Origin of the sequence: Gilliamella sp. B3464 (assembly GCF_026536145.1) — a bacterium.
Taxonomy (GTDB): Bacteria; Pseudomonadota; Gammaproteobacteria; order Enterobacterales; family Orbaceae; genus Gilliamella.
On sequence record NZ_JAFNOQ010000003.1, the window covers coordinates 154,826 to 179,527 of the forward strand.

A 24,702-nucleotide genomic window follows, 5' to 3' on the forward strand; every position below is an offset into this window, starting at 1 on the left:
TTAGTATAGACGAGTGCGACGAGCGTTTTCTCTTTCTAATTTTTTAGCATGGCGTTTAACAGCTGCTGCTTTAGCGCGTTTACGAATTGTCGTCGGTTTTTCATAAAACTCGCGGTTACGAACTTCAGCTAAAATTCCTGCTTTTTCACAAGAACGTTTAAAACGACGTAAAGCTACATCGAAAGGTTCATTTTCACGTACTTTAATTACTGGCATGTGCCTCTCACCTCAAATTTGTTTAATATCACAAAGGACTAAAAATTAGTGCGCAATTTTACCTCTAATATAACTATGTTGTAAAGTAAAATATCGAATTATTACGCCATAACAAATTAATTTGCTAATCTCGTAACACAGTCCGATAATAAAGCAATTCTTTACAAAGATAGTTAGGTAGTGTTATGTCATTATTTTTTACTGGTCAATATCCGCAACGACGTTTACGTCGCAATCGTTATCAGGATTTTAGTCGACGTTTAGTTGCTGAAAATCAACTGACAGTTAACGATTTAATTTATCCTGTTTTTATTGTGGAAGGGAAAAACATTACACAGCCCGTTTCATCAATGCCTAAAGTGAATCGTATGAGTATTGACGTCTTATTAAAAGAAGCGCAAGAAATTGCTAAATTAGGTATTCCTGTTGTTTCACTTTTTCCAGCCATTGACCCTGCGCAAAAATCCTTACTGGCTGAAGAAGCTTATAATGAAAATGGATTAGTGCCAAGAGCGATACAGGCTCTAAAGAAGGAAATACCAGAACTTGGCATATTAACAGATGTCGCGTTAGATCCTTATACAACTCATGGTCAAGATGGCATCATTGATGAACAAGGTTATGTACAAAATGACATCTCGGTTGAAACTTTAGTTAAACAGGCATTAATGCAGGCACAAGCAGGTGCAGATATTATAGCACCAAGCGATATGATGGATGGGCGTATCGGCGCTATACGTGATGCATTAGAACAACAGCAATTAGTTAATACACAAATAATGGCCTATTCCGCCAAATATGCATCTAGCTTTTACGGGCCTTTTCGCGATGCGGTTGGTTCTGCCAAAAATATCAAAGGTGGCAATAAAAAAACGTATCAACTTGATCCTGCAAATAGTGATGAAGCACTACAAGAAATCTATCAAGATATTAGTGAAGGGGCTGATATGGTTATGGTAAAACCCGGTATGCCTTATCTTGATATTGTACGAAGAGTAAAAGACAATTTTGCCGTACCGACTTTTGCTTATCAAGTATCCGGAGAGTATGCCATGTTAAGAGCAGCTATTGACAATGGCTGGTTAGATGAAAGAGCAGCCATAATGGAATCGTTACTTTGCTTTAAACGCGCAGGCGCTGATGGCATATTAACGTATTTTGCTAAACAAGTCGCAGAATGGTTAAATCATCAATAATTTTTCAAATTAACTAAAATCGACAATTAGCATTCAAACGTTAATGTCGATTTTACTTGCCGTTATAGGGGTTAAATTAAAGCAACTTACCATTATCAATACTCAACTACCTTTTTATTTACTTACCAATCTAATATGCTGTGCATAGGCTCAATTTATTTCTTTGATTACTTGCTAAAGCTATTTATAACTTTCGTGCATCAGCGAGTTAAATAATGTAAAAAAGTTTAAGGAAAGCTATATGTTTATGTAAAAATCTGATAATATTTAGGCAGATAAGGGATAAGGGAGTAAACAATGAATGATCGATGAACTCATACCACTAGAATTGCATGAGCAGCTAAATGCTTTTCGTCACGATCTAGAAAAAATAACATCTCAACATATTGATGCTTGTCCATTTTGTGGCAAAAATGAATTTTATTTGATTCGCTCCAAACCCACCACAACTTATCGATGTAAAGCGTGTTATAAATATTTTACTGTAGCAGTCAATACACCTTTTAGTCGGCTAACGCCCTTTAATTGGTTAGAAATTATTTTTATTAACCGTATTCAAAATCAAAGCTATAATACCATAGCTAACAATTTAGGATGCTCAGTTGAGAAAGTGATGCGACGAGATCACGCGATGATTGATTATTTAAAATCGCATTATCACGCATTGTATCAATGGTATACCAAAAAACAACAGAGCTGCTTAAATCCGGTTTTGATTAAACAACATAAAGTCGTGAGTGAAAAAATAACAGCTTTGCTCAATGTACAAAACCCAACGTGTATACACTGTGGTTCAACCGATACCACCAAAGTTGGGAGTCGTACTTGTTATCGTTGCAAGCGATGCCGGCATAGTTTTAATATTTTAAACGGCACCAAATTAAATCGTTTGCCTAAACCCGAATTATGGTTGCAATTTATCGATTTACTTGTTGCTGGCGAAACTAATGCACAACTTGAGAAAAAACTAAAATTAACCGATAACACAATAAGGAGCTGGCGATCAACCTGGTGCACCATGATGAAACAATGGAACTGTGATGCTCTGGCGATCTGGTGTCAAAGCCATTAAAAAGAATAGATGAATTGATGATTTGAAATATTAACAATTGAAACTAAAGAAATAATATCTTTTAAATATTAACATAAATAGAGCCAATAATATGAAAAATTACATAACTTATATCTCCATTTGTTTATTAGGCACCGCATTATTAATAGGCTGTGATGATAAAAAAAATGGCACAACAACCGACACAACAACCAATAAAAGTGTTGAGACTAACAACAATAGCAAAAGTAATACCGATCAAAACACATCTGCTGATACCACAAATACCGTAACGACATCTAATGCGCCTTCAACGGTAAACTCAGATGAACAAATAACCAAACCATCACAACAATCTACCCCAAAATTAACACTCAGTATTATTAACAGCTATCTTTTTCATACTGAACCAGAATTATTACCCAATAATAAACTGATTAAACAACAAAAAATCCAAAGTTCAGCAAAGAGTAATAAAATCATTAACTATAATGCACAAGGTTATGTAGCTAATTACAATTTAGAAGGTCTTCATGGTGAAGTTAATTATGATACAGCTAAATACATTTATGGCATGAACAATACCAAAAATGAATATGATATTACTTTTGATTCAGAAAAAAATATTTTGGGTATGAAAAACAATGATGGTGATATTGTTGCCAGTTCTGAATTTGATGAACAAGGGCATCTGATTGAAACAAATCTATCACATTTCGCCGAAAATAACGTTATTTTCAATAGTAAAATTGTTTATGAAAACGATCGTGTCGAACTCGTGTTGTATAATGCCTATGTACCTGTTGATAACAAAACAAGATTTCCTGTTTTAGCACAAGAAAAAGACATCGTGTACAACGCTAACAATCAACTTGAAAAAACGATTACCAAAACATTTAAATTAGCATCAAATGGTGACATCATTATTAACGATAAGAACCAACAGGAAGTAGAATTAACTGAAACATGTACTTACTCTGATTATAATGAAAACAGCGACTGGACCAAAGCGGTGTGCGTTACTTCAGGTGAAGAATCCAAAACCATTAACTTAACAAGAACAATTGAATATCAATAGGTCATATGCCTATTGATATTAACGTGAATATGATTAATTTTCACCAAATTCGTCATATTCACGGCAAAGTACGATAGTATCTTCAATCAACCTTCTTGCTATGGTGCCATATTCCGGAATTTTAGGTAACTCGGTATAGTGATACCAATTAGCGTCGACAAGCTCATTTTTATCAATAGTAATATCACCACTTTGATAATCAGCTAAATAAGCCATCATAAGTGAATTAGGAAAAGGCCAAGGTTGCGATCCGACATAACGAATATTCTTTATTTTGATTTGTGATTCTTCAAATACTTCACGCTCAACGGCCATTTCCATCGTTTCACCAACTTCTGTAAAACCAGCTAATACCGTATATAAATTATCTTGATTATGTCTGACATGCTTAGCTAATAAAATTTTATTTTTATCGCGAATAGCGACAATAATAGAGGGTGAGATTTGTGGGTAATAGCGCTCTTTACAATTCGCACACATACAGCACCACTCTGTTTTACTGATATACATTTCATGCCCACAATAACCACAAAATTTATGTGAACGATAAAATTCAGATAATTGTACAGCACGACCCGCCATGTTAAATAATGTCTGATCACTATTGCCCAGCAATGGTCTGATTGAACTCATTGAATGGCTCATTTCTTGGCAAATTAACCATGCAGTTTGTCCTTGCCATTCCCCTATCGGCTGAGCAAGTAAATCATTAAAATAGAAATCGTTTGCACGACCGACTGGTACCTCACCATTAGGTAACCATAGTCGTCCATTTTTACTTACAAACCAATAACCGCTTTCGTTACCAGTTAACTTAAATCGTTGCTGAATGTTCATATCAATTACACCAAAAATAACAATTAAAAAGGAGGGTTTTACCCCTCCTTACAATTAATATTATTTCTTTTTCTTTTCGTGAAGTCCCTTTTTCTCAAGTTCCCAGTAAATTATACGTTGCTGAGCAATCGTAAATAAGTTACTTACGATATAGTATAAAACTAAACCTGACGGGAACCATAAGAAGAATACTGTAAAGATTAATGGCATATAAGTCATTAATTTTTGTTGCAATGGATCAGTCACAGGTGTTGGTGACATTTTTTGAATTAAGAACATAGTTCCGCCCATTAACAACGGTAAAATATAGTATGGATCTTGTGCGGATAAGTCATAAATCCAAAGCGCAAACGGTGCATGACGCAGTTCAACAGTATTACCTAACATATAGAACAATGACAAGAAAATCGGCATTTGGATAATTAAAGGTAAACACCCTCCTAATGGATTCACTTTTTCTTGCTTATAAAGTGCCATGGTTTCCATGCTCATTTTTTGTCTATCATCACCATAACGCTCTTTTAAAGCTTGTAAGCGAGGTTGCAGTAACTTCATTTTTGCCATAGAACGATATTGAGCACGCGTTAATGGGAATAAAATACCACGTACAATAAAGGTGATAACAATAATTGAAAAGCCCCAATTACCAATAAAACTATGAATAAATTTTAGTAGATAAAATAGTGGTTGTGATAAGAACCATAACCAACCATAATCGACAACTAAATCTAAGTGATTTGCCGTTTGTTTCAATTGGCTTTGAATTTCTGGACCTAACCATAATTTAGCTGCAATCGATTCTGAGCTACCCGCTTGAATCACTGTCGATTGCCCTTTAAAACCAATTGTTGCTTGTGAATTTTTAGCTGTAGCACGTGAATAAAAAAGATTGCTTTGATCTTGAGCCGGCACCCAAGCTGACGCAAAGTAGTGTTGCAACATTGCAACCCAACCTGTTTGAGTCTCGACCGCTAATGCTTTATCTTTAATATCATCAAAACTGTATTTGCTATAGTTGGTACTAGAGCTTGAGTAAGCAGTACCACGGAACGCACTTAACCCTAAGCCGCCGCCACCTTCAGTTGTTGCATCGTCAGGTAATTTTATAGTTTGTTTTAATTGACCGTACATTGAAACTTCAACAGGTGAACCACTTTGGTTGTTAATGTCGTATTGAACGTCGATAGCATAATTACCGCGATGTAAGATGTAGTACTTGGTATAAGTCACACCATTGACTTGATAAGTAAGTGGTACACGTAATTCATCTTGTCCATCAGCTAAAACATATTCTGTTTGCTCAGTTTGATATATCGGACGTTTTGAACCTTGAGAGGCATTATCTGGACCATCTTTACCGGTTAAGCCACTTTCAGCGATATAAATAAAATCAGGTCGTGAAGTCAGTAATTGAAAAGGCGTACCTGAATGTAAAGTCTGCTCATATTTTAATAATTGAGCCGCCTGCACATCACCACCATAGGTATTAATAGTTAGTGACAGCACATCAGATTTTACAGTAATTGTCTTACCTAATGTAAAATCTGTATTGGAATCTTCTTCACTTACTTGCTGAGTTAATTGATTCGTAATCGGCGGTTTAGGTGCATGATCATCTTCCCATGCTCGCCAAATTAAAAAAGATACAAAAAGTAAAACAATGACTAAAATATTACGTTGAGATCCCATTAGTGTTTTTCTCTATTGGTTTTAGTTTTTGGAGGAACAAGATCTTCTCCTCCTTCATGTAAAGGGTGACATTTTAATACACGTTTGACCGTTAGCCAACCACCTTTTATCACTCCAAAGCGTCTTAGTGCAATTATTGCATATTGTGAACATGTTGGCGTAAAGCGGCATTTAGGACCAAATAGTGGGCTTATAATACGCTGATAAAAACGAATAAATAAAATAAAAATGTTAACTATCAAAGTCTTACATGCAATAATGTGCTGTTTTATAATTAATACAATTTTATCTAGACGCTTTGTTTTTCGATAATTCGTTGACATAGTTTCTCTAACGTCGCAACAAGTTTTTGATTATCTAATTCTATCGCTGGCGATTTAGCCATCAAAATAAAATCAATATTAGGAAACTGGTGTTGATGGTGACGAAAATACTCTTTCGCTAACCGCTTAATGCGATTACGTTCATGCGATCGTTTGATCTGCTTTTTAGCTATGGCAAAACCTAAACGACAATGGTTTAAAGTATTCTTTCGTGCAACTAAAGTAAGAAATGGCGAACCCGCTCGAACAGATTCTTGGAATACATAATTGAAATCAAAGGGAGTTAGTAAACGTAACTCCCGAGGAAAAGTGAATTTAATCACTCAACTTTAAATCAGCTAGCAACAGTTAAACGAACACGGCCTTTAGCACGACGGCGAGCAAGAACTTGACGACCATTTTTTGTTGCCATACGAGCACGGAAACCGTGAGTTCTATTGCGTTTTAATACTGATGGTTGAAATGTGCGTTTCATGACGATTTATATCCAAATCTAATTTATCAACAAGTTGTAGAGTTTAAACCCTACAGCATTAATTAAAGAGGTCGGAATTATAGAATCTATTTTAGATATCGTCAATGAGATTTTCATAGAGAATTTCATAGATGATACATTATCGTAATATTTTTATCACAATCGTTGGTGGTAAAAAAGATAGCTATTTGCTATAGCGTAAAACAACATTCAAGCCTTATCCATTTTACACATAATATATTATGTCAATATTAGCCTGTTAATAACATAGACAATATGGTTTGGATTAATAACATTTAGCCTAAAAGGTTTTTAATCATGATCAAATACCAATAGGAAAACACTAATCATCAACAGCAAGTACGCGCTTACTCTTTTCACCACCAATTTCACGCGCTAACTTAGGTACTAAATAACCCGAGACTTTTTCAGCTAATTGTTTCATTATTTTTTTGGCTTGTTTATCTTCAACTAAAAAATGCGCCGCACCTTGCACTTTATCGAGTAAATGAATGTAATAAGGTAAAATACCGATATCAAAAAGTTTATTACTCAGCTCGGCTAAAATGTCTGCATTATCATTAATTTTTTTTAGTAACACACTTTGATTAAGTACTGTAACCCTATTTTGTTTTAACTGTTTGATTGCATCAGCAACATTATCATCAATTTCATTTGGATGATTGATGTGAGTAACCACGATTATTTGTAAGCGACTTTGCATAAACAATTGACAAAGCGTGGTAGTGATTCTGGAAGGAATAACCACAGCTAACCGAGTATGGATACGTAATCGTTTGATATGGGGAATTTTCGATAACGCATCAATTAAATTAGCCAGTTCGTGATCTTTTGCCATTAATGGATCACCGCCTGAAAGAATAATTTCGTCAAGTTCAGGATGATTAGCGATATAGTCTAGTGCTGCACTAACATTTTTTTTAGTACTTTGGTTATCATAGTAAGGAAAATGTCGTCTAAAACAGTAACGACAATTAATAGCACATGCCGTTTTAGTGATTAAAAGCGCACGATTATGATATTTGTGTAAGAGTCCAGCAATGTCATTATTTTGCTCTTGTAAAGGATCTTCACTATATCCATCAACTTTTAACATTTCGCTGTCACTACAAAGCACTTGCAATAAAAGAGGATCGTCGTTATCACCTTTTTTCATTCTATGAATAAATGCCATGGGGACACGCAGCGGAAATTGTTTTTTCGCCTGTAACATTGATAACGAAATAGCGTTAGGATCCAAATCAAGATAACGATAAAGCTTTTGGATATCGGTTACGACATTAGCAAGATCAAAAATCCAGTCATCTTTGTTTGGTAGTTCAACTTTTTGCTGTATAATATGGCTCATTTTTTGTAATTCAGAATGATAGTTGGAGCTTTTATGGCATCTTATAGTACTAATGAGTTTAAAGCCGGTCTTAAAATAATGCAAGATGGCGAGCCTTGTGTAATAGTTGAAAATGAGTTTTATAAACCCGGTAAAGGACAAGCAATTAACCGCGTTAAAATTAAAAAATTACTTTCTGGTAAAACTGTCGATAAAACATTTAAATCAGGCGAATCAGTTGAAGGCGCTGATGTTGTCGATATGAACTTAACTTATCTATACACTGATGGTGAGTTTTGGCATTTTATGAATAATGAAACATTCGAACAACTATCTGCCGATGCTAAAGCGGTAGGCGATAATGCAAAATGGTTAGTTGATCAAGCAGAATGTATTTTAACTTTATGGAATGGTCAACCTATCGCTGTCACACCACCAAACTTTGTTGAACTCGAAGTTGTTGAAACCGATCCAGGTTTAAAAGGTGATACAGCAGGAACAGGCGGTAAACCAGCGACATTATCAACTGGCGCAGTAGTACGTGTACCACTATTTGTACAGATTGGTGAAGTTCTTAAAATAGACACACGTTCTGGCGAATACGTTTCACGTGTTAAATAATACGGATTTACTTAAACATAAAACTTGTTTTTGTAACATCAATGAATAAAGAGGTCTAATTAAGACCTCTTTATTTTAAATACACTAACTAATCTCAAATATTCAATTAACTACAACATTTAATCAAACTTTCACTGATTATTTAGCACCAATATAATTCAGCTGACGCCAAGATTCATAAACCACCACCGCAACAGAATTAGATAGATTCATACTACGGCTATTCGCTAACATCGGAATACGAATTTTTTTATCTTGCGGTAAAACATCAAGAATAGTTGCTGGCAAACCGCGTGTTTCAGGCCCAAACATTAAAAAATCATTGGGTTTATAACTCACATCACTATGTGGTTTTTGCCCTTTAGTTGTCAAAGCATAAATCTGAGTAAGCAAATCAATTTGATTACTATCTAAAAAATGATTCAAATTTTTATAACGCTTAACATCAACAAACTCTTGATAATCCAGTCCGGCTCGTCTCAATTTTTTATCATCCCAGAAAAAGCCCATAGGCTCTATAATATGTAAATTGAAGCCGGTATTAGCACAAAGTCGAATAATATTCCCAGTATTAGCTGGAATTTCGGGCTCAAATAAAACAATATTTAATGCAACATTAGACACAACAATATCTCTTTAGTGTTTTTGTTTTTGAATTGGCAATACTATCACAATTCTTAATCCACCTAAGTGACTTTTTTCAGCTTTAATTGTGCCGTTATCTCGTGTAATGGCATTAGAAGCAATAGATAGACCTAAACCAGTCCCGCCCGATTCTCGATCACGGGCCTCACTTGTTCGATAAAATGGTCTAAAAATTTGTTGTAGCTCATTGTCGGCAACCCCTGGACCATCATCATCAATAGTAATGATGATGTCAGCCTGCTGAACAGTAAAACTGACTATAATTTGATGATGAGAATAACGAAAAGCATTACGAATCACGTTTTCAACGGCACTACATAATGCGATGGGATAACATAAAATACCCACATCAGGAAGCGCTTTAGCAATAGAAAAAGTCTTACCAATTTGTTCAGCTTCAAAAGTGGCATTTTCTAACACTGGCTTAAATAATAGATTAATTTGTTTATATTCTCGCACTTCATTATTTTTATATTGTTGCCTTGATAAAGATAATAAATCACCAATCATTGCATCAAGTTTAATCGCTTCATTATTAATTCGATTCACTTCATTACTTTCACCTTGTTTACGACGTAATAAAGAAACAGCTAGCTGTAATCGAGTTAATGGTGTACGTAATTCATGAGAAATATCAGAAAACAAACGTTGCTGTAATTCCTGCATTCGCTTTAACTCTCTTAACATATGGTTAAAACTTGCACCTGTTGCTTTATATTCCGAAGAACCTATCGTTTCAAGTTCTGGCCATTGTTGCAAGTTTCCTTTAGCGACTTCGTCTGCTGCTTGCTTTAAGCGTCTTGCTGGTTTTGCAATACTCCAAGATAGCCATAGTAAAAATGGCGAACTTATTAACATCATGAGAGTTAATAGCAAAAGAGGATGATCAAAAATCAGATTAACAAATTGTGACTGCGCATCCGAGGAAGGTTGTAAAACATACAATCGATATTGATCATTAGCATAGTTAATCAAAAAAGGGCCAATGATTTCTTGTGAGTCATAAATTTTTTTAGCCGGATCTGCAATATTATGTGATATTTCACTAAAATTTTTAACTAAATCAATATTTTTAGTATCCGCAGTTATAAATTGGTCATTGGGCGTAAGAATGAATAAAAATTGCCCAGGCTTCTGATAATTATCCATCACAACAATAAAACGCATCCACCAACGAAAGCTATCCTTGGGGATATGAGTAAATTCTTGTTCAATTTGATTAGCAAGTATATTACCTGTTTCTCTTTCTCTATTTGCTAAATAAGTCAAATTTCTCGAATCTAAACTCGGCAATAATACAATCAGCGCTAAAAAAAATGCGATAGTGAGTAGGAAGATAGTGAAAATCCGAATAGTTAAACGATCAAAAATCCACATATCACCAACACCTAAATTAAAATATTACGTCAATTTTGTAACAAATCATCATGACTATCAATAACAAACAAATATCCTTTTGAACGTAGCGTTTTGATCCAAGGCAATCCATCGCTACGCGGTGGAAGTTTTTTACGCAAATTAGATACATGTACATCAATCGAACGAGCTAGTGGAATAAACTCTTTACCTAACACAGTTTCGCTCAGCGTATCTCGGGATATTATTTTACCACCATTCTCAAGGAGCTTAAGTAAAACTTGAAACTCAGTGCCCGTTAAATCGATATATTGATCATCATAATAGGCTGATTGCTGTTTACGATTTACGGTAAGTTTATCAACAGTATATTGTAAAGGTAAATTACTATCATCATTTACAATATTATCCCAGCGCGTTCTTCGCAATAATGCATTTATTCTTGCAATGAGTTCCCGATCGTTAAACGGCTTTAAAATATAATCATCAGCACCCAGTTCAAGACCAATAATTTTATCCATTTCATCGTCTTTTGCTGTTAAAAATATAACTGGAACAGTACACTTGCTTCTAAGTTGGGATAACACATTAAGACCATTCAGTTCTGGCATCATTATATCAAGTAGAATCAGATCAAAAGTTGAATCAAACTTTTCTAAAGCTTCTTTACCATTATTTGCTGTTTCAACTTGAAAACCTTCTAATTCTAGTAGTTCGCATAATAATGAGGCGATTTCTGGATCATCATCAACTACAAGCAATTTACTCATTACAATCCTCTTTTATTCATTTATCGCATTTATTTTTTGGATTAAATATAAAATTTGTATTTTCACTCAATTATTATATATGCAAAAAATGATAGTCTGGTTAATAATATGGTAAATAATTGTTAATTTGCATAATTTAACACCTTTACATTATGAAAACCTTGTTCAATTAAATACAGTGCTTGTAATTTGCTCATGACACCCCTTGCACAATAAAGCAAATATTGTTTATTTTGATCCAAATCACCGAATTGCGTTGCCAATTTATAAAAAGGAATTAACTTAATTTCAACATCGGCTAACTGTAAAGGATTGTCTTCTTGCTCTTCAGATGAACGAATATCAATAACAACATGATTATTGTGCAAGGTAGAAACGGTCTCAACTTGCTCAATTGAAGTATCTGATTGCTTAGCTATTTCTCGAATATCGATATTTTCAGCTTGTTCGACGGCCTTATCAAGTATTGAAAAATCGAAATTTAGCTCTTCTGCTTCAATTTTCTCTTTCACGGCTTTTACTGTTGGGCTTTTTGAAATTACGCCACAGAATTCGGGCATGGTTTTAGCAATATCTTCTGTGCCAATTTGCCGTGCTAAGTTAATAATTGTTTCTTTATCATGGGTTATCAATGGTCTTAAAATTAATCTATCGCTAACATTATCAATTAAACGTAAGTTTGTTAATGTTTGGCTTGATACTTGCCCTAATGCCTCGCCGGTAACAAGCGCTTCAACGTTATAACGCTGAGCTATTTTTGCTGCAGCACGAATCATCATCCTTTTTAAGATAACGCCCATTTGACCATCATCAATTTTTTCTAGAATTTCACCCACAACGTTAGAAAAATCAATGGCAATAAAGCGAACTTTATGAGATGAACCAAACCGTTCCCATAAATAGTGAGCCATCTGTTTAACACCAATTTCGTGAGTTTTCCCCCCTAAATTGAAAAAGCAATAATGCACTCTACAGCCACGCCTAATTAACATATAACTGGAAACACCTGAATCAAATCCTCCTGAAATAAGTGATAAGACATCTTCTTGAGTTCCAGTTGGAAAGCCACCTATTCCACAGTATCTGCCTTTAACTAATAATAATTTATCTTTATCAATTTCAAGGTTCACCGTGATATCAGGTCGAGTTAATTTAACTTTGGCTGAGGCAACATGTTGATTTAATCCGCCACCAACATAACGCTCTACATCAATTGAAGTAAAATCATGTTTTCCTCGACGTTTAACTCGAACACAAAACGTTTTGTTTTCAATAAGAGGAGCATAGTAATTTAATGCTTTTTCGTAGATGTCATGGACGTCAACATAAGTGAGCTCTTCAACGGCTAAGATATGATGAATACCAGGAATACGCATTAGATATTCTAAAATTTGATTTTCACTATCGACAATTTTTGGGCGAACTTCAATATAATCCCAGTGACGAATAACCGCCACTTCTTTAATATGATTTTTGAGAATATTGCGAATATTACTGGTTAATATTTTAATAAAACGTAAACGTACAGAATCACTTTTGATGGTAATTTCAGGGAAAAGCTTAACAATAAATTTCATAAAACGAGCATGGACTATAACTAAAAATGGCGTCTATTATACTGATTTTCACAAAAAACACACAACCGAATATCGCGATATCAATTTAAACGGGTCGGCAATATCATTAAATTAGACTTAGCCAATAATATAAAATTGTTTTGAAAACTGTTTACTGTATTGATTATATAAAAAATATAAAGATTAATTTAAATTTTTAGTAAAAAAAGATTTTTATTAATTTTAATACCAACGCTAAAAAATATTAGTAGTCATCGATTTAAACACTTAAATCTTAAATTATACCAACAATAACTTAAATTTTACTTGCTTGTTGGCGAGTCTTTCGCTAATATTTCGCAAAATTAAATTCTGTTGTATAACACATAAAAATTGACAGGTTGAAATGTACGAACTTTTGATTATCAGTTATTTGATTATTGCAGTTGCGATCATCGTTTTAGTTTTAATCCAGCGAGGAAAAGGCGCCGATATGGGTTCGTCTTTTGGTGCTGGTGCATCTGCAACGTTGTTTGGCTCATCTGGAAGCGGTAATTTTTTAACTCGCACAACAACGTTACTCGGTGTTTTATTTTTTATACTAAGTATTATTTTATCTAATTTGGGCAGTCGCAGCCATATCACTTCTAGTGGTGAGTTCAATAATATTGAAGATAATGCTCCTGTAACCACGCAACAAACTACAGGTCAAGCACCGACAGTAGATCCTGTTATTCAATCTGAGAATAAAAATCCAACATCAGATATTCCAGAATAAAAACGGCGCCGTGGTGGTGAAATTGGTAGACACGCTATCTTGAGGGGGTAGTGCTCTAAGGGCATGCGGGTTCAAGTCCCGCCCACGGCACCAATTCAATATTCAGTAACATTCTTTAAAATTCTTTAAACCACATCAAAACCTGAATAAACAAGGCTCAAAGCCTGTTTTACTATTTCGTAAGCATCAGTAAGATACATTTACAACCACATTTTTTAGTTATATGTTTAGTTATACAAATCTCGTATAACTACCGTTTTAACAAATACTCAAATAAAAACAATCAAGCCCAGCGATAAAATTACTCATTGTTTGACAGTGGAATAGATATTTACGAGTTAAAACGAGTTATAGTAAAAATAATCCCCCCAAAAAGCTACAAAGATATAATTCAAATATCTCGCTAACAATATAAAAAATAGATAAAATCGAGTAATTTTGGCGGGTTGCAGTTAAATATAATTCAAAATTAAAAATTATGATTAATAGTTTTATATAAAACAGCATAATGCTAGGATAGTCATTAATAAATTTTAACAGGCTAAATATCATGCAATATAATCCTAAGTTAACACCCCAAAAATGCTGTAATATGGACGATATTCGTTCAGAGATAGATCAGATTGATCACACTGTTATTAAGCTATTTGCAGCTCGCTTTGAATATGTTAAAGCTGCTAGTGAATTTAAAAAAAGTGCTAGTGCTGTAGAAGCCAAAGCCCGTTTTGACACTATGCTTGAGCAACGAAAGCTTTGGGCCAATGAGTTAGGACTAAATGGTGATATTATTAAAGCGTTATATGCTAATTTGGTTCGTTATTTTATTGATGAAGAATTAAAGCAATTTAAAAATAAAGCAAAAAAAGGATAGTTTGTCTATGGCTTATACCAGTAAACAACAGTTATTGAATGAAATAAACAAAACCGCTAAATTATTTATTGAAGAATTTAATACATTAACAGAATCGCAAAAAGATCAGTTAATTCATGGTGTCGATCGTACTCCTGCGCAAATGATTGCTTATCAGTTAGGATGGTTGGATCTTGTTAAGTCTTGGGATGATGATGAACTTGCAGGACAAACCCCAACATTACCAGCAGAAGGCTACAAATGGAATCAGTTAGGCAAATTATATCAACACTTTTATAAGATTTATCAGGATTATTCATTACAAGAACTAATTACATTATTTAACCAGAAACTTGTTATCTGGAATAATTGGATTGAATCTTTGGATGATGATACGTTATTTATTAAAGATAGACGTAATTGGACTAAACCTTTCCCTGAATCTTGGACCGTAGCGCGCTTTATTCATATTAATTCTGTGGCACCGTTTAAATCATTTCGAACCAAAATCAGAAAGTGGAAAAAGTTAAGTGAACAAGTTTAAATATAAATTAAAATTAATATTAATGTAATCCAAATAGGAATGATATGGCTTTTTCAGAAACAGAGCGACAACAATTGTTACAGCTAAAATTTGTGGGTGGCAAAATTATTGACAGACTTGAACAAATGGAACTTGATTCTTTTGATAAATTACGCCACGCCACTTTAGATGAAATTCTAAGCAAAGGCGCATTATTAACAGGCTCAACTTGCTGGAAAAACAGCCATCAAGCTAAAACCGCCATAAATAATATTTTGTATTTAGTTAAACAAAACGACAACAGGTAAACATAATCGGCTTCTTGTTTTTTTATCATATTGTTATTTGATAAATCGAAAGCTAATGAGTTATAACACTATGATAAACATTGTATTTAATGTTATTTAGTATAAAATTTGCTTAAAATTGTAATAAGCCAATTGATAAAGGATAAAGGAAATAGAATGTCTATGTTAAAAAAATTTTTAGTTTGTTTATTTGTATTTTTTAGTAGTTCTTGCTTTGCATTAGATCATATTGTTACATTTGTTTGTACTGGTAATACGGGACGTAGTCCAATGGCTGAAGCCTTGGCAAATGATTATGTAAAAAAACATAATCTAAATATTATCGTGCAATCAAGAGGTGTGAATGTTGATCCTAAAGAAACCGCACCAGAACAAGGGACAGTGACGGTATTAAAACAACATGGTATTGATATCTCATCACATAAAGCAACACAATTAACAAAAGCGGATATTGATAAATCAGAATATTTGCTGACTATGACACAAAAACACAAAGCAAAAATTTTAGAACAATATCCGCAAGCAAAAGGTAAGGTTTTTACATTATCTGAGTTTTCTACAGGTAAAAATGAAGATCTTTCAGATCCCTATCAAAAACCTTTAGAGGCTTATATCAAAGTAGAAAGTCAATTAAATGAATTTTTGCCATTGGCTTTAAACAAAATAGCTGACAAATAATCAATTAATCCCTTATTAACATAAGGTGCCTTGCTGCTTTAGAATAGCAAGGCAAAATTTTCTATATAAAATACCATAAAGTTCAAATAGCAATATCAAATTTCATTCATGTTTTAGAAGTTATAGCGATTGATAGATATTACTTGTTGACAGATAAGTGTAAATCTCAAACTCTAAAATTTAAGAATCTACCTATGTGAAAAATCAGAATTGGCGTTCATACCGTGAAGAATAAAATTGAATTACTGCAAGCTGACATTACTAAAATTTCGACAGATGCTATTGTTAATGCTGCTAATACCTCATTGCTAGGTGGGGGTGGCGTAGATGGAGCAATACACCGAGCTGGCGGTAAAACCATCCTTGAAGAATGTATAAAAATCAGAGAAAAACAAGGCGGTTGTAAAGTTGGTGAGGCCGTTATCACAACGGCTGGTAACCTTCCAGCTAAATATGTTATACATACCGTTGGTCCATGCTGGAATGGAGGTAAAAATAATGAAGAAGAATTATTAAAACAAGCTTATCTAAATAGTTTTAAGTTGGCATCTCAGTATCCAATTACCTGTATATCTTTTCCTAATATTAGTACTGGTATTTATCGTTTTCCTAAACCAAAAGCAGCACAAATAGCATTATCAACAATAAATCAGTGTTTAATGCAATATTCAATAATCACAAAAGTGAATATTGTCTGCTTTGATATTGAAAATTATCATATCTATCAAGCTATGATTTAGCATTAACTTTGTTAAAAAACAAAGAAAAAAGTTAATTATCACTGATTAAATATCAGTTATCCAAAAATAAGAGTAGAACACTTTTTAAAATGATAGATATTGACAAGGATTTATTACTAGTTAATTAACTAATAGAAAATTAGAAATAACATCTTCGTCGATTAAAATCGACGAAGATGTTAACCTTAAAAAATAGTTACGCAAAGCCTTTTAAACCAACCACATGTACATGTTCTTGGTTATTCATTACTTTACGCACCAGTTTATAAGTAGTCCCTTTTTCTGGGCTGATATTTTCTGGCGCTGCTATAATCAGTTGCATTTCGAGTCGTTCACACAGCTCAAATAACGTGGCAATCGATTTAGCATCTAGGCGAGCAGCTTCGTCTAAGAATAATAAGCGACATGGTAAAATATCTTTATTACGTAGACGTTTTGATTCTTCTTCCCAACTTTGAATGACCATCAAGAGAATTGACATACCGGTACCAATGGCTTCACCAGTTGATAATGCGCCACTTTCCGCACGCAACCAACCATCAGCACCACGATTAACTTCAACATCCAGCTCGAGATAATTGCGATAATCTAACAGCTCTTCCCCAATATTTTGTGCAGTTCGTTGCCCCATATCAATATGTGGATTCAAACGTTGATAAAGTTTAGCTAACGCTTCCGAGAAGGTAATACGATTATTACTAAACAGATCTTGATGCTCATTTTGATCATCGGCTAATGCTGCTAATAATGATGAGTGCGCTTCACGAATGGTAACATTCAAGCGTACACCGTTAACTTGTCCAAATGCCACCGCCTGTAGACCTTGGTTAAGCATACGGATACGATTTTGTTCACGCTGTATAGTTTTTCGAATAATGTTTGCCACACTTTTCGAACTTATTGCTAATTGTTGCTCACGCGAGGTTAATTCTTCAGTTAAACGTGATAATTCAATTTCCATTTGCTCAATTGCTTCAATTGGATCATCTGTTTTGACAATATCTTGACGAATTCGTTCACGAAGATGTTTATAAACCGCAATATAAAATTGAATTTTACGTTCCGGACGTTTTGGATCTTCAGATAATCGTAAAACATCACGTAAATGTTCATTATCATTCACAGCCAGACGTAATGAGCCCAGCGCCTTATCTGACATTGAGCGCAGTTCATCAGCACTTAAATAAGCTAATTCTCGACGATGTAATCGTCGTTCAACGCTATTTTCTTTGACGAGTCGTAAAACTAAGCACCAACCAGCTTTAGCTTCAACAACCTGTTCGCGTAATTGTTTATAATCACGGAGTGTTTGAGCTAAACGTTTTTGCATTTGCGTCATTTCGCTTTCACACATAATTAGTTGTTTTTCTAGCGAACTACAGTGCTGACGGTTACTGTTTAATTTTTGATGGATCTCATCACGACGTACCCTAGCCCTCTCTTCGGTGATGGCATCGGCTTTAACACCAATTTGTTCAATCTCTTTATGTAGTTCATTAAGCATGTCACGTTTAGTTTCAAATGCACTTTTTAATGAAGCTAATGTTTGATTGTACTGGTTATACTTATCTTGATACTGCTGCATTTGACGACGAGCATCGGTTCGCTGTGCTTCTACAATATCTAACCGAGCACGTAACTTTTCGTTCAAATCAGCATTTTCATTCAACATGCCGGCTGAATCTTCATAACTAAAATGGGCTCGGCGTTGCATCACTTCAGTAAGCGCAAACACCTGTTGACGAATCGTTTGTTGTTGCGACTTAACGGTATTATATTGCTCACGTAACGCTTCGTTCTGTTCTGGGTCACTTTGTAAAACGGCCACAATAGGCTCAAGCTCAGAAACCGTGTGACGATTGCGACCAACATATTGTGCAGCATCTTGTGCTTCGGCAACTTGTTCGCGTAGATCATCAACTCGATCTGCTAAATCTTCATCAGCTAATAAATGCATTTGCGCAACTAAACGATTAACCGTTGTTAACTGCTCTTTGCAATTAGCTACCTGCTGTTGATTCTGCTTATCTATTGCTTCTTGCGAGGATAATTGACGCTCAATCTCATTGCGTCTTGTCGCTAATTTTTGAGCTTCAGCTTCGGGATCGATATCAAAGGCAACTGATAAATATTCACCAATAAATTGACCCACATTTTGTTCTATACGTTGTAATTTTTGTAAATCAAACGAGATAGTGGCATAACGTTCATGAAGTTCATCACGCTCTGCCGATAATTTTTCCAGATGAACTTCACGAGCTGCGCGGCCAAATAATGGTACCGTTGGAAAACTGGAAAAGCGCCATTGACGATCACCAGTTTTGACCAATACCGCTTTATTCATCTCTTCACAATCAAATACACTGTCGTCAAATGAAGAAGGATCGCCTTCAATAAAATAGATATCTTCTGGGTAATCTTCTTCGCTAGCAGTAAGATTTTCGAGCTGGGTTTTGACTAACGACAAATCAGGTACCACAATCGCTTGTCTTGAAGGACCATATAATGCCGAGAAATAAGGCGCATCTTCAATAGTCACATCTTCATAAATTTCTGAAAGAAGAACACCATTAAACCGCTCAGCTAATGCCGATAAACGGCCGTCATCAACACCACTAGGTTGATTGAGTTGTTCTATTTGTGTATCTAATTGAGTTCGTTTAAAGGTTATCTGATCGCGCTCTGTAACCAATGTTCGTTCTTGCTCAAGCAGCTGCTGCATATGTTGCGTGACAGCTTGACTGTGGGTAAAACTTTGTCCGGTTTGTTCTTGTAAGGCAATTAAAGCATCTTGTGCTTTTATCCACATTGGTGCTTTTTGTCGATAATCGGCTATTTTAGATTGAATTTGTTCAAGTTCTTGTCTAAATTCAATGCGTTTTTCACTAGATTGATTAGCAAGCTCCGCATTTTCATCTAACTGAACTTCAAGTTCCTGTTTTAGTTCATCAAGTTCATCATAATTAACATGTCGACCAATACGTTTGCAAAATTGGTTTAATAATGATTCTGCTTCTTTTTGTTCAAAAAAGCGTTGTTCAAGCTCATCAAGCTGTAATTGTAAATGTTCAGCTTGTTCAGCTTGATAACATTGTGAAGGCCATTGTCTTAGTGCTTCTTTAGCAGCAGTAAATGCTTCACTACGAACAACATCACCAACCAGTTTTATTACAAGTTGATAAGCACGATCAAACTGATTAATTGCGGCATCAGAAACACTTAATCTTTGTTCAAGTTCTAAAACTTGCTCTGTAATCTCTTTTTGTTTTTCAGCAAAAACGTCAAAGTGATTTTCAATATTACTGATCCCCAATTTTGGTAATTGGCATAAAGACTGTGCATTTTTCAAAGCTTGCAAAGCTTGTTGATACTGAATTGCCCGTGTTTGCTGCACATCAAGAGCTTGTTGATAATCAGCTAATTGCGTTTTTATTTCATCCACTTCTTGTTCAGTTTGTTCAGCCTGATCACGGTAGCTTTGGTACTGTTCATTCGCTTCAATGACAACTTCATTTTGTTCTTCAAGTTTTAGATTAAGATCATCTAAGTCCGCTTGATAGCGATCAATTTTTTCTTGTTGGCGTAAAGCTGTTTGCGCTAGATTAAGATGGTCATTTGCCGCTTGTAAATCAGTTTCTAGGTCATTTTGGGCTTCTTGAAACTCTTTGAGCTCTTTTGCCATTTCAACTTGACGATATTGATGACTGATTAACAAATCTTGCGTTTTAAACATATCTCGACGCAAACCAAGTACCGATTCAATATGAACACGGCGCTCATTAGCATGGCGCATATAATCCGCTGCCACATAATTTGTTGATTCAGTAATCAGGTGTTTAAATAGATCGCGATCAGATTGCGTAACGCGAATCGCTTCTAATGTCATGCGATTTTCACGTAGTGCTGCTTCCATATCCTGAAAAGCTTTACGTACACCACTGTTTTCAGGTAATAAGTAATCACGAAGTGAGCGGGTAATGGCACTTGAAATCCCACCATAAAGTGACGCTTCAATTAATCGGTAATATTTACTACGATCAGATGAGGTACGTAATCGTTTTGGTAATATACCAAAATCAAACATTACTGAGTGATAATCAGTAATAGAGTTAAACTGTTTAAAAATCACGCCCTCTATTGATTCAATTTTATCTTTTAACTCAGGCAGTGATAAGATTCGTGCTTGTTTATCGTTTACTCTTTCTGTCACTAATTCTGTTGGTTTGATTTCAACAGGTAAACCTTGTATTAAAAAAGGTTTAATATCCACTTTTTTATCACGACCCGCAACTTGCTGTAATCGAACACCACATATAATCCGTTGGTGACGTGAATTGATCACATCAAGCATCGAATAACAAACACCGGGTTTTAATTTACCATGTAGACCTTTATCACGAGAGCCTGATGTTGCACCAGCTTCGGTAGTATTACGAAAATGTAATAAGGTTAAATCTGGAATCAATGCAGTAACAAAAGCCGCCATGGTGGTTGATTTACCTGCCCCATTCCCCCCAGAAAGTGTGGTGACAAGTTGATCTAATTCAAATGTTCTGGCAAAAAAGCCGTTCCAGTTAATTAAGGTTAAGGAGTGAAATTTTCCGTGTTCAATCATAATTATTCAATCTCCTCGTTAACTTCATCATCTTGTTCATCATTATTATCATCTAAGATGAGTGACGATTCAATTTTGATCGCTTCACCATCCCGAATTAAGCGTAATTGTGCTTCTTGCGCATCGTCACTACTGCGCACATCGGCGCCAAAACGGAAAATAGATTCATTAATTCGAAAACGGCTGCTGTCATTACCGACAATAAAAAAGATCATACCTAATCTACGCAGACGGTTTAGGGCTGTTTTAACTTTATCAAAAAGTTTTTGCCGATCTAAATCCGATCCGGTTGAACGTTGGTTGACTAATTTAAGTAATTTACTTTCGTCGGCTAACGAAACAAGCTCATCAAAGAGTTCTTGTAAAGTAAAAATGCCTTCATGCGCAAGTCGTTCGGGACTTAAATAGAGGTAACAAAGCACTTTACCAACAAGCATATCTAATTCTGATAGAACAGAACGAGGAATTAATGTTGTTGATCGAGGACGAAGATAGAAAAATCCTTCAGGTGCACGTATTAGCTCAACATTATAGCGTTGATAAAATTGTTCAAGTTCAAGTTGAAAATCCATTAAAAAGGCATGTTGATCGAGTTCATCAATACCTATATGACGCCCAGAACGAAGCAAACTATCCAACTCAGGAAAAATAGGATTAGCAATCGCTTGAGCTAATTTTACCGGCATGTATTTATCGATTGACGCTTGAGAGCTCGCTGCAATACGCCCTATAACCTCATCAATATGATGAGCGGTTTGTTCTAATTCTTTAATATCTGTTGATGACATGTGCTTGTACCTTAGCTCCATAATCGTTGATAGGTTTCCATTCGGCAGGAATACCGAGCAAATCATCTTCGGCAATACCTAGACGAATAGCTTGATCGATAAATAATCTTGCAATATCAAAATGTTGTTCACGTGGGAACTGTGCTAAATAGCTACGAATGGCAACACTTATATCGAGTGGTTTATTTTGTTGTTTAAAAACCAATAAATTTTGTTCAATATGCGCAATAATGTGTTCTTGAAGTTCTTCAATCATTTCATATTCAAGTTCTGATGGTAATTCACCTGTAACTTCAGCTTCATGTAAAGCAAGTTCTTCATCACGCATATCAAGTAGACGGTCGGCATTAGCAAAAGTCAGGGACCAGGGTAAATCAAAATAGCTCTGAATCGATTTACGTAATCGTTGAGAAAAGACGCGATTTTTATCTAAATCAATTGCTGTACGGATAAATTTATGAACGTGTCGGTCATAACCTATCCAAAGATCTATCGCTTTTTGCCCCCAACCAATAATTCGATCTAGCTTACCTTGTAGATCAATTACCACGTTATTAATTTTATCTAAATCAGGATTATCTAATGTCGCATCTTGAATTAACAATAAACTGGCTTGAAGTTTATCACCCGCCGCTGCCAGCGTATCTTGCAATTCGCGTAATGTTTGCGAAGTTTCGGTTAATAGCCCTTCACAACTGGTAATAGCAGCTTGCCAGTCTTGACTTAATAATGCCGAGATATTTTGTTTTACATCGGCTTGCTGCTCATCCATCACACGTTGAGTAATATCAATACTATCAAATATTTCAGCAACTGAATATTTTAGTGGAGCAAACACATTTCGATGCCAGTGTAAGTCATCACCACCTTCAAGTGCTGCATCAGCAGCTCGTTTTAACTCTTGAGCAACAATGGATAATTGGATAGACAAACGTAACGTTGAAAACTCCCGCTGACGAATATAGTAATCAGAAATACCAATACCTAATGGTGTCAAACGATAAATAGAATATCCATCAGTCATTTCGCTAGCAAAACGCGTAATTAGGCGCTGACGCACTAAGTCATTAATGGCATTATTTGCTCGAACAGTGATGGTGTCTTCACTCTGTTCAAAAATTTGTGAAACATGCCTGAAAGCATCAATTAATTCAGATTCGGTCATTTCACCATCAAAACGCTCGCTGTTTAATACGGCAATCGCCAATAAAAATGCAAGCCGTTCCACTGGCAAATTAATTGAAAAATCATTCTTTTTTGCCCAAGAGACCAATTCTGGCACTGATTGGGAAAAATCCATCATAGCGGTTCCTTAATTAAAGACACTCAATTTTTAAACGTATCTTAGAAATAATATGAGAAACACAATATATTGTGCTAAAGACAAAATATTATCGATTATATAACAATTTGTAGTAGTTAAAAATAACTAAGTTTGAGATTTATCATTTAACTTAATTAAAAAGCAACAAAGTCAATTTAATTAAAAATTACCTATAATAATTACGATTTTCTTTTTTTTATTTTCGCTCAATCCCATTTTTTGTCGTTAAAAAGATCAATGACAACAAAAAAATAATTATCATAATTGAATTTTAATCTTAAATAATCTTGATATGTTATGGAATTAATTGTTTAATTATTGTACCATTTTTAACTTATAGTTATATTAATAATGATAATGGTTATTTTTTTTATAAGGGAGAAAACAAATGAAAAGTCTATTATACATACTTTTAGCTGGATTAGTCGCATATGTTGTGTCAAAAGCCGTTTCTGCAAATGAAATCGATACAGTACACCGTGTTGTTCAGCAGCAGGGAGTTTTAAGTGAAAATCATTTAGAGAGTGGAGATAAACCAAATAGTCTCTGACAGTTCAGTCATTACTTTCATGATTAGTTAGGATTGTTGATCTTGTAACGCCTGCACGTTAATTTTGTCACAATTGGCGTGTTAATAATGCTGCTGCTTGTTGTAGTAGTTGAGTTTAATTGTGCATATTGATTTAATGGGCACGCAAGGTAAGACTGTTGTTTACCGCGTGTCAATAAATAAGCCCAAAATCACCGAAGATATTGCACTCCCACTAGCTGAACAATCCATTCCACAAAATTAAAACTTACCGATGCTTTCTTTATTATAGTCTTAAAAGAGAATGATCTAATCAGCAATATGCTTGCTATTATTGACGTTGTGAATAATGTCGATAAAGCAAATAATCAAATGATAAAAATCAAGTCATAATCGCGCTATTTAATT

At 34.8% G+C, this 24,702-nt stretch carries 26 protein-coding genes and 1 tRNA gene; 13 read left to right on the forward strand and 14 right to left on the reverse strand.

All coding sequences use genetic code 11. The annotated features are described in order from the left end of the window. Positions 1-216: a 30S ribosomal protein S21 gene (rpsU, locus tag J3U57_RS04690; protein WP_024495180.1), complete on the reverse strand. Its 216-nt coding sequence runs from the start codon at positions 214-216 to the stop codon at positions 1-3. A gap of 185 nt (positions 217-401) precedes the next feature. Between rpsU and hemB the strand changes: the two genes are divergently transcribed. The 3 genes from hemB to J3U57_RS04705 all read left to right on the forward strand — a co-directional run bounded on the left by hemB (position 402) and on the right by J3U57_RS04705 (position 3,541). Then, complete coding sequence (gene hemB, locus J3U57_RS04695; protein ID WP_267333574.1) at positions 402-1,412, forward strand: porphobilinogen synthase; 1,011 nt, start codon at positions 402-404, stop codon at positions 1,410-1,412. Between the two features lie 301 nt (positions 1,413-1,713). Then, positions 1,714-2,484 (forward strand): hypothetical protein, encoded by a 771-nt coding sequence (locus tag J3U57_RS04700; RefSeq protein WP_267343965.1) that lies wholly within the window; start codon positions 1,714-1,716, stop codon positions 2,482-2,484. A 91-nt stretch (positions 2,485-2,575) separates the two neighbouring features. Then, positions 2,576-3,541 carry a hypothetical protein gene (locus J3U57_RS04705; protein WP_267333576.1) on the forward strand — a complete coding sequence of 322 codons (966 nt, stop codon included), beginning with the start codon at positions 2,576-2,578 and terminating at the stop codon, positions 3,539-3,541. A gap of 33 nt (positions 3,542-3,574) precedes the next feature. On the opposite strand, the gene nudC is transcribed toward J3U57_RS04705, so the two are convergent. The 6 genes from nudC to epmB all read right to left on the reverse strand — a co-directional run bounded on the left by nudC (position 3,575) and on the right by epmB (position 8,234). Beyond that, a complete protein-coding gene (nudC, locus tag J3U57_RS04710; protein ID WP_267343966.1) occupies positions 3,575-4,378 on the reverse strand; it encodes an NAD(+) diphosphatase in 804 nt (267 codons plus the stop codon). A gap of 60 nt (positions 4,379-4,438) precedes the next feature. After that, positions 4,439-6,067, reverse strand: coding sequence for a membrane protein insertase YidC (gene yidC, locus J3U57_RS04715; RefSeq protein WP_267333578.1), 1,629 nt, complete (start codon positions 6,065-6,067; stop codon positions 4,439-4,441). After that, positions 6,067-6,390 carry a membrane protein insertion efficiency factor YidD gene (yidD, locus tag J3U57_RS04720; RefSeq protein ID WP_323849446.1) on the reverse strand — a complete coding sequence of 108 codons (324 nt, stop codon included), beginning with the start codon at positions 6,388-6,390 and terminating at the stop codon, positions 6,067-6,069. The genes yidC and yidD overlap by 1 nt, the downstream gene beginning before the upstream one ends. After that, entirely contained in the window at positions 6,357-6,713 is a 357-nt protein-coding gene (gene rnpA, locus J3U57_RS04725; RefSeq protein WP_267333579.1) for a ribonuclease P protein component, read from the reverse strand. The genes yidD and rnpA overlap by 34 nt, the downstream gene beginning before the upstream one ends. Positions 6,714-6,724: 11 nt before the next feature. Further along, positions 6,725-6,865: a 50S ribosomal protein L34 gene (gene rpmH / locus J3U57_RS04730; protein ID WP_025314679.1), complete on the reverse strand. Its 141-nt coding sequence runs from the start codon at positions 6,863-6,865 to the stop codon at positions 6,725-6,727. 343 nt (positions 6,866-7,208) lie between these two features. Then, positions 7,209-8,234 (reverse strand): EF-P beta-lysylation protein EpmB, encoded by a 1,026-nt coding sequence (gene epmB, locus J3U57_RS04735; RefSeq protein WP_267333580.1) that lies wholly within the window; start codon positions 8,232-8,234, stop codon positions 7,209-7,211. A 33-nt stretch (positions 8,235-8,267) separates the two neighbouring features. On the opposite strand from epmB, the gene efp reads away from it, so the two are divergent. Continuing rightward, entirely contained in the window at positions 8,268-8,834 is a 567-nt protein-coding gene (efp, locus tag J3U57_RS04740; RefSeq protein WP_065633915.1) for an elongation factor P, read from the forward strand. A 138-nt stretch (positions 8,835-8,972) separates the two neighbouring features. Here efp and trmL read toward each other — a convergent pair whose 3' ends face one another. From trmL to thiI, 4 genes are all read right to left on the reverse strand, one after another. Continuing rightward, positions 8,973-9,458, reverse strand: a complete 486-nt coding sequence (trmL, locus tag J3U57_RS04745) for a tRNA (uridine(34)/cytosine(34)/5-carboxymethylaminomethyluridine(34)-2'-O)-methyltransferase TrmL (RefSeq protein ID WP_065633916.1) — start codon at positions 9,456-9,458, stop codon at positions 8,973-8,975. Positions 9,459-9,470: 12 nt separating this feature from the next. After that, positions 9,471-10,850 (reverse strand): envelope stress sensor histidine kinase CpxA, encoded by a 1,380-nt coding sequence (cpxA, locus tag J3U57_RS04750; protein WP_267333650.1) that lies wholly within the window; start codon positions 10,848-10,850, stop codon positions 9,471-9,473. Positions 10,851-10,885: 35 nt separating this feature from the next. Continuing rightward, positions 10,886-11,605 carry a response regulator gene (locus tag J3U57_RS04755; protein ID WP_267333581.1) on the reverse strand — a complete coding sequence of 240 codons (720 nt, stop codon included), beginning with the start codon at positions 11,603-11,605 and terminating at the stop codon, positions 10,886-10,888. 122 nt (positions 11,606-11,727) lie between these two features. Continuing rightward, complete coding sequence (gene thiI / locus J3U57_RS04760) at positions 11,728-13,182, reverse strand: tRNA uracil 4-sulfurtransferase ThiI (protein ID WP_267333582.1); 1,455 nt, start codon at positions 13,180-13,182, stop codon at positions 11,728-11,730. A gap of 385 nt (positions 13,183-13,567) precedes the next feature. Between thiI and secG the strand changes: the two genes are divergently transcribed. The 7 genes from secG (at position 13,568) to J3U57_RS04795 (ending at position 17,038) form a co-directional block, all read left to right on the forward strand. Next, entirely contained in the window at positions 13,568-13,939 is a 372-nt protein-coding gene (gene secG, locus J3U57_RS04765; RefSeq protein WP_267333583.1) for a preprotein translocase subunit SecG, read from the forward strand. Between the two features lie 7 nt (positions 13,940-13,946). Beyond that, positions 13,947-14,032 (forward strand) — tRNA-Leu (locus J3U57_RS04770). 457 nt (positions 14,033-14,489) lie between these two features. Beyond that, entirely contained in the window at positions 14,490-14,810 is a 321-nt protein-coding gene (locus J3U57_RS04775) for a chorismate mutase (protein ID WP_267333584.1), read from the forward strand. Positions 14,811-14,817: 7 nt separating this feature from the next. Continuing rightward, positions 14,818-15,333, forward strand: a complete 516-nt coding sequence (locus J3U57_RS04780; protein ID WP_267343967.1) for a ClbS/DfsB family four-helix bundle protein — start codon at positions 14,818-14,820, stop codon at positions 15,331-15,333. Between the two features lie 44 nt (positions 15,334-15,377). After that, positions 15,378-15,620 carry a hypothetical protein gene (locus tag J3U57_RS04785; RefSeq protein ID WP_267333586.1) on the forward strand — a complete coding sequence of 81 codons (243 nt, stop codon included), beginning with the start codon at positions 15,378-15,380 and terminating at the stop codon, positions 15,618-15,620. A gap of 156 nt (positions 15,621-15,776) precedes the next feature. Beyond that, complete coding sequence (locus J3U57_RS04790) at positions 15,777-16,298, forward strand: low molecular weight protein arginine phosphatase (protein ID WP_267333587.1); 522 nt, start codon at positions 15,777-15,779, stop codon at positions 16,296-16,298. 224 nt (positions 16,299-16,522) lie between these two features. Beyond that, the gene (locus J3U57_RS04795; protein ID WP_065633924.1) at positions 16,523-17,038 is read left to right on the forward strand and encodes an O-acetyl-ADP-ribose deacetylase; all 516 of its coding nucleotides are present in this window, start codon (positions 16,523-16,525) and stop codon (positions 17,036-17,038) included. 196 nt (positions 17,039-17,234) lie between these two features. Here J3U57_RS04795 and mukB read toward each other — a convergent pair whose 3' ends face one another. Genes mukB through mukF form a run of 3 tightly spaced genes read right to left on the reverse strand, consistent with a single transcriptional unit; the run spans position 17,235 to position 23,744 of the window. Then, on the reverse strand, positions 17,235-21,653 hold the full coding sequence (gene mukB / locus J3U57_RS04800) for a chromosome partition protein MukB (RefSeq protein ID WP_267343968.1): 4,419 nt from the start codon (positions 21,651-21,653) through the stop codon (positions 17,235-17,237). A 2-nt stretch (positions 21,654-21,655) separates the two neighbouring features. Continuing rightward, on the reverse strand, positions 21,656-22,441 hold the full coding sequence (gene mukE, locus J3U57_RS04805; protein WP_267333589.1) for a chromosome partition protein MukE: 786 nt from the start codon (positions 22,439-22,441) through the stop codon (positions 21,656-21,658). Continuing rightward, positions 22,422-23,744 carry a chromosome partition protein MukF gene (mukF, locus tag J3U57_RS04810; protein WP_267333590.1) on the reverse strand — a complete coding sequence of 441 codons (1,323 nt, stop codon included), beginning with the start codon at positions 23,742-23,744 and terminating at the stop codon, positions 22,422-22,424. The genes mukE and mukF overlap by 20 nt, the downstream gene beginning before the upstream one ends. Positions 23,745-24,153: 409 nt before the next feature. Between mukF and J3U57_RS04815 the strand changes: the two genes are divergently transcribed. Together J3U57_RS04815 and J3U57_RS04820 are read left to right on the forward strand one after the other, a co-directional pair. Continuing rightward, positions 24,154-24,315: a hypothetical protein gene (locus J3U57_RS04815; RefSeq protein WP_267343969.1), complete on the forward strand. Its 162-nt coding sequence runs from the start codon at positions 24,154-24,156 to the stop codon at positions 24,313-24,315. Between the two features lie 121 nt (positions 24,316-24,436). After that, positions 24,437-24,559 carry a hypothetical protein gene (locus J3U57_RS04820; protein WP_267333592.1) on the forward strand — a complete coding sequence of 41 codons (123 nt, stop codon included), beginning with the start codon at positions 24,437-24,439 and terminating at the stop codon, positions 24,557-24,559. The last annotated feature ends 143 nt before the right edge of the window (positions 24,560-24,702 follow it).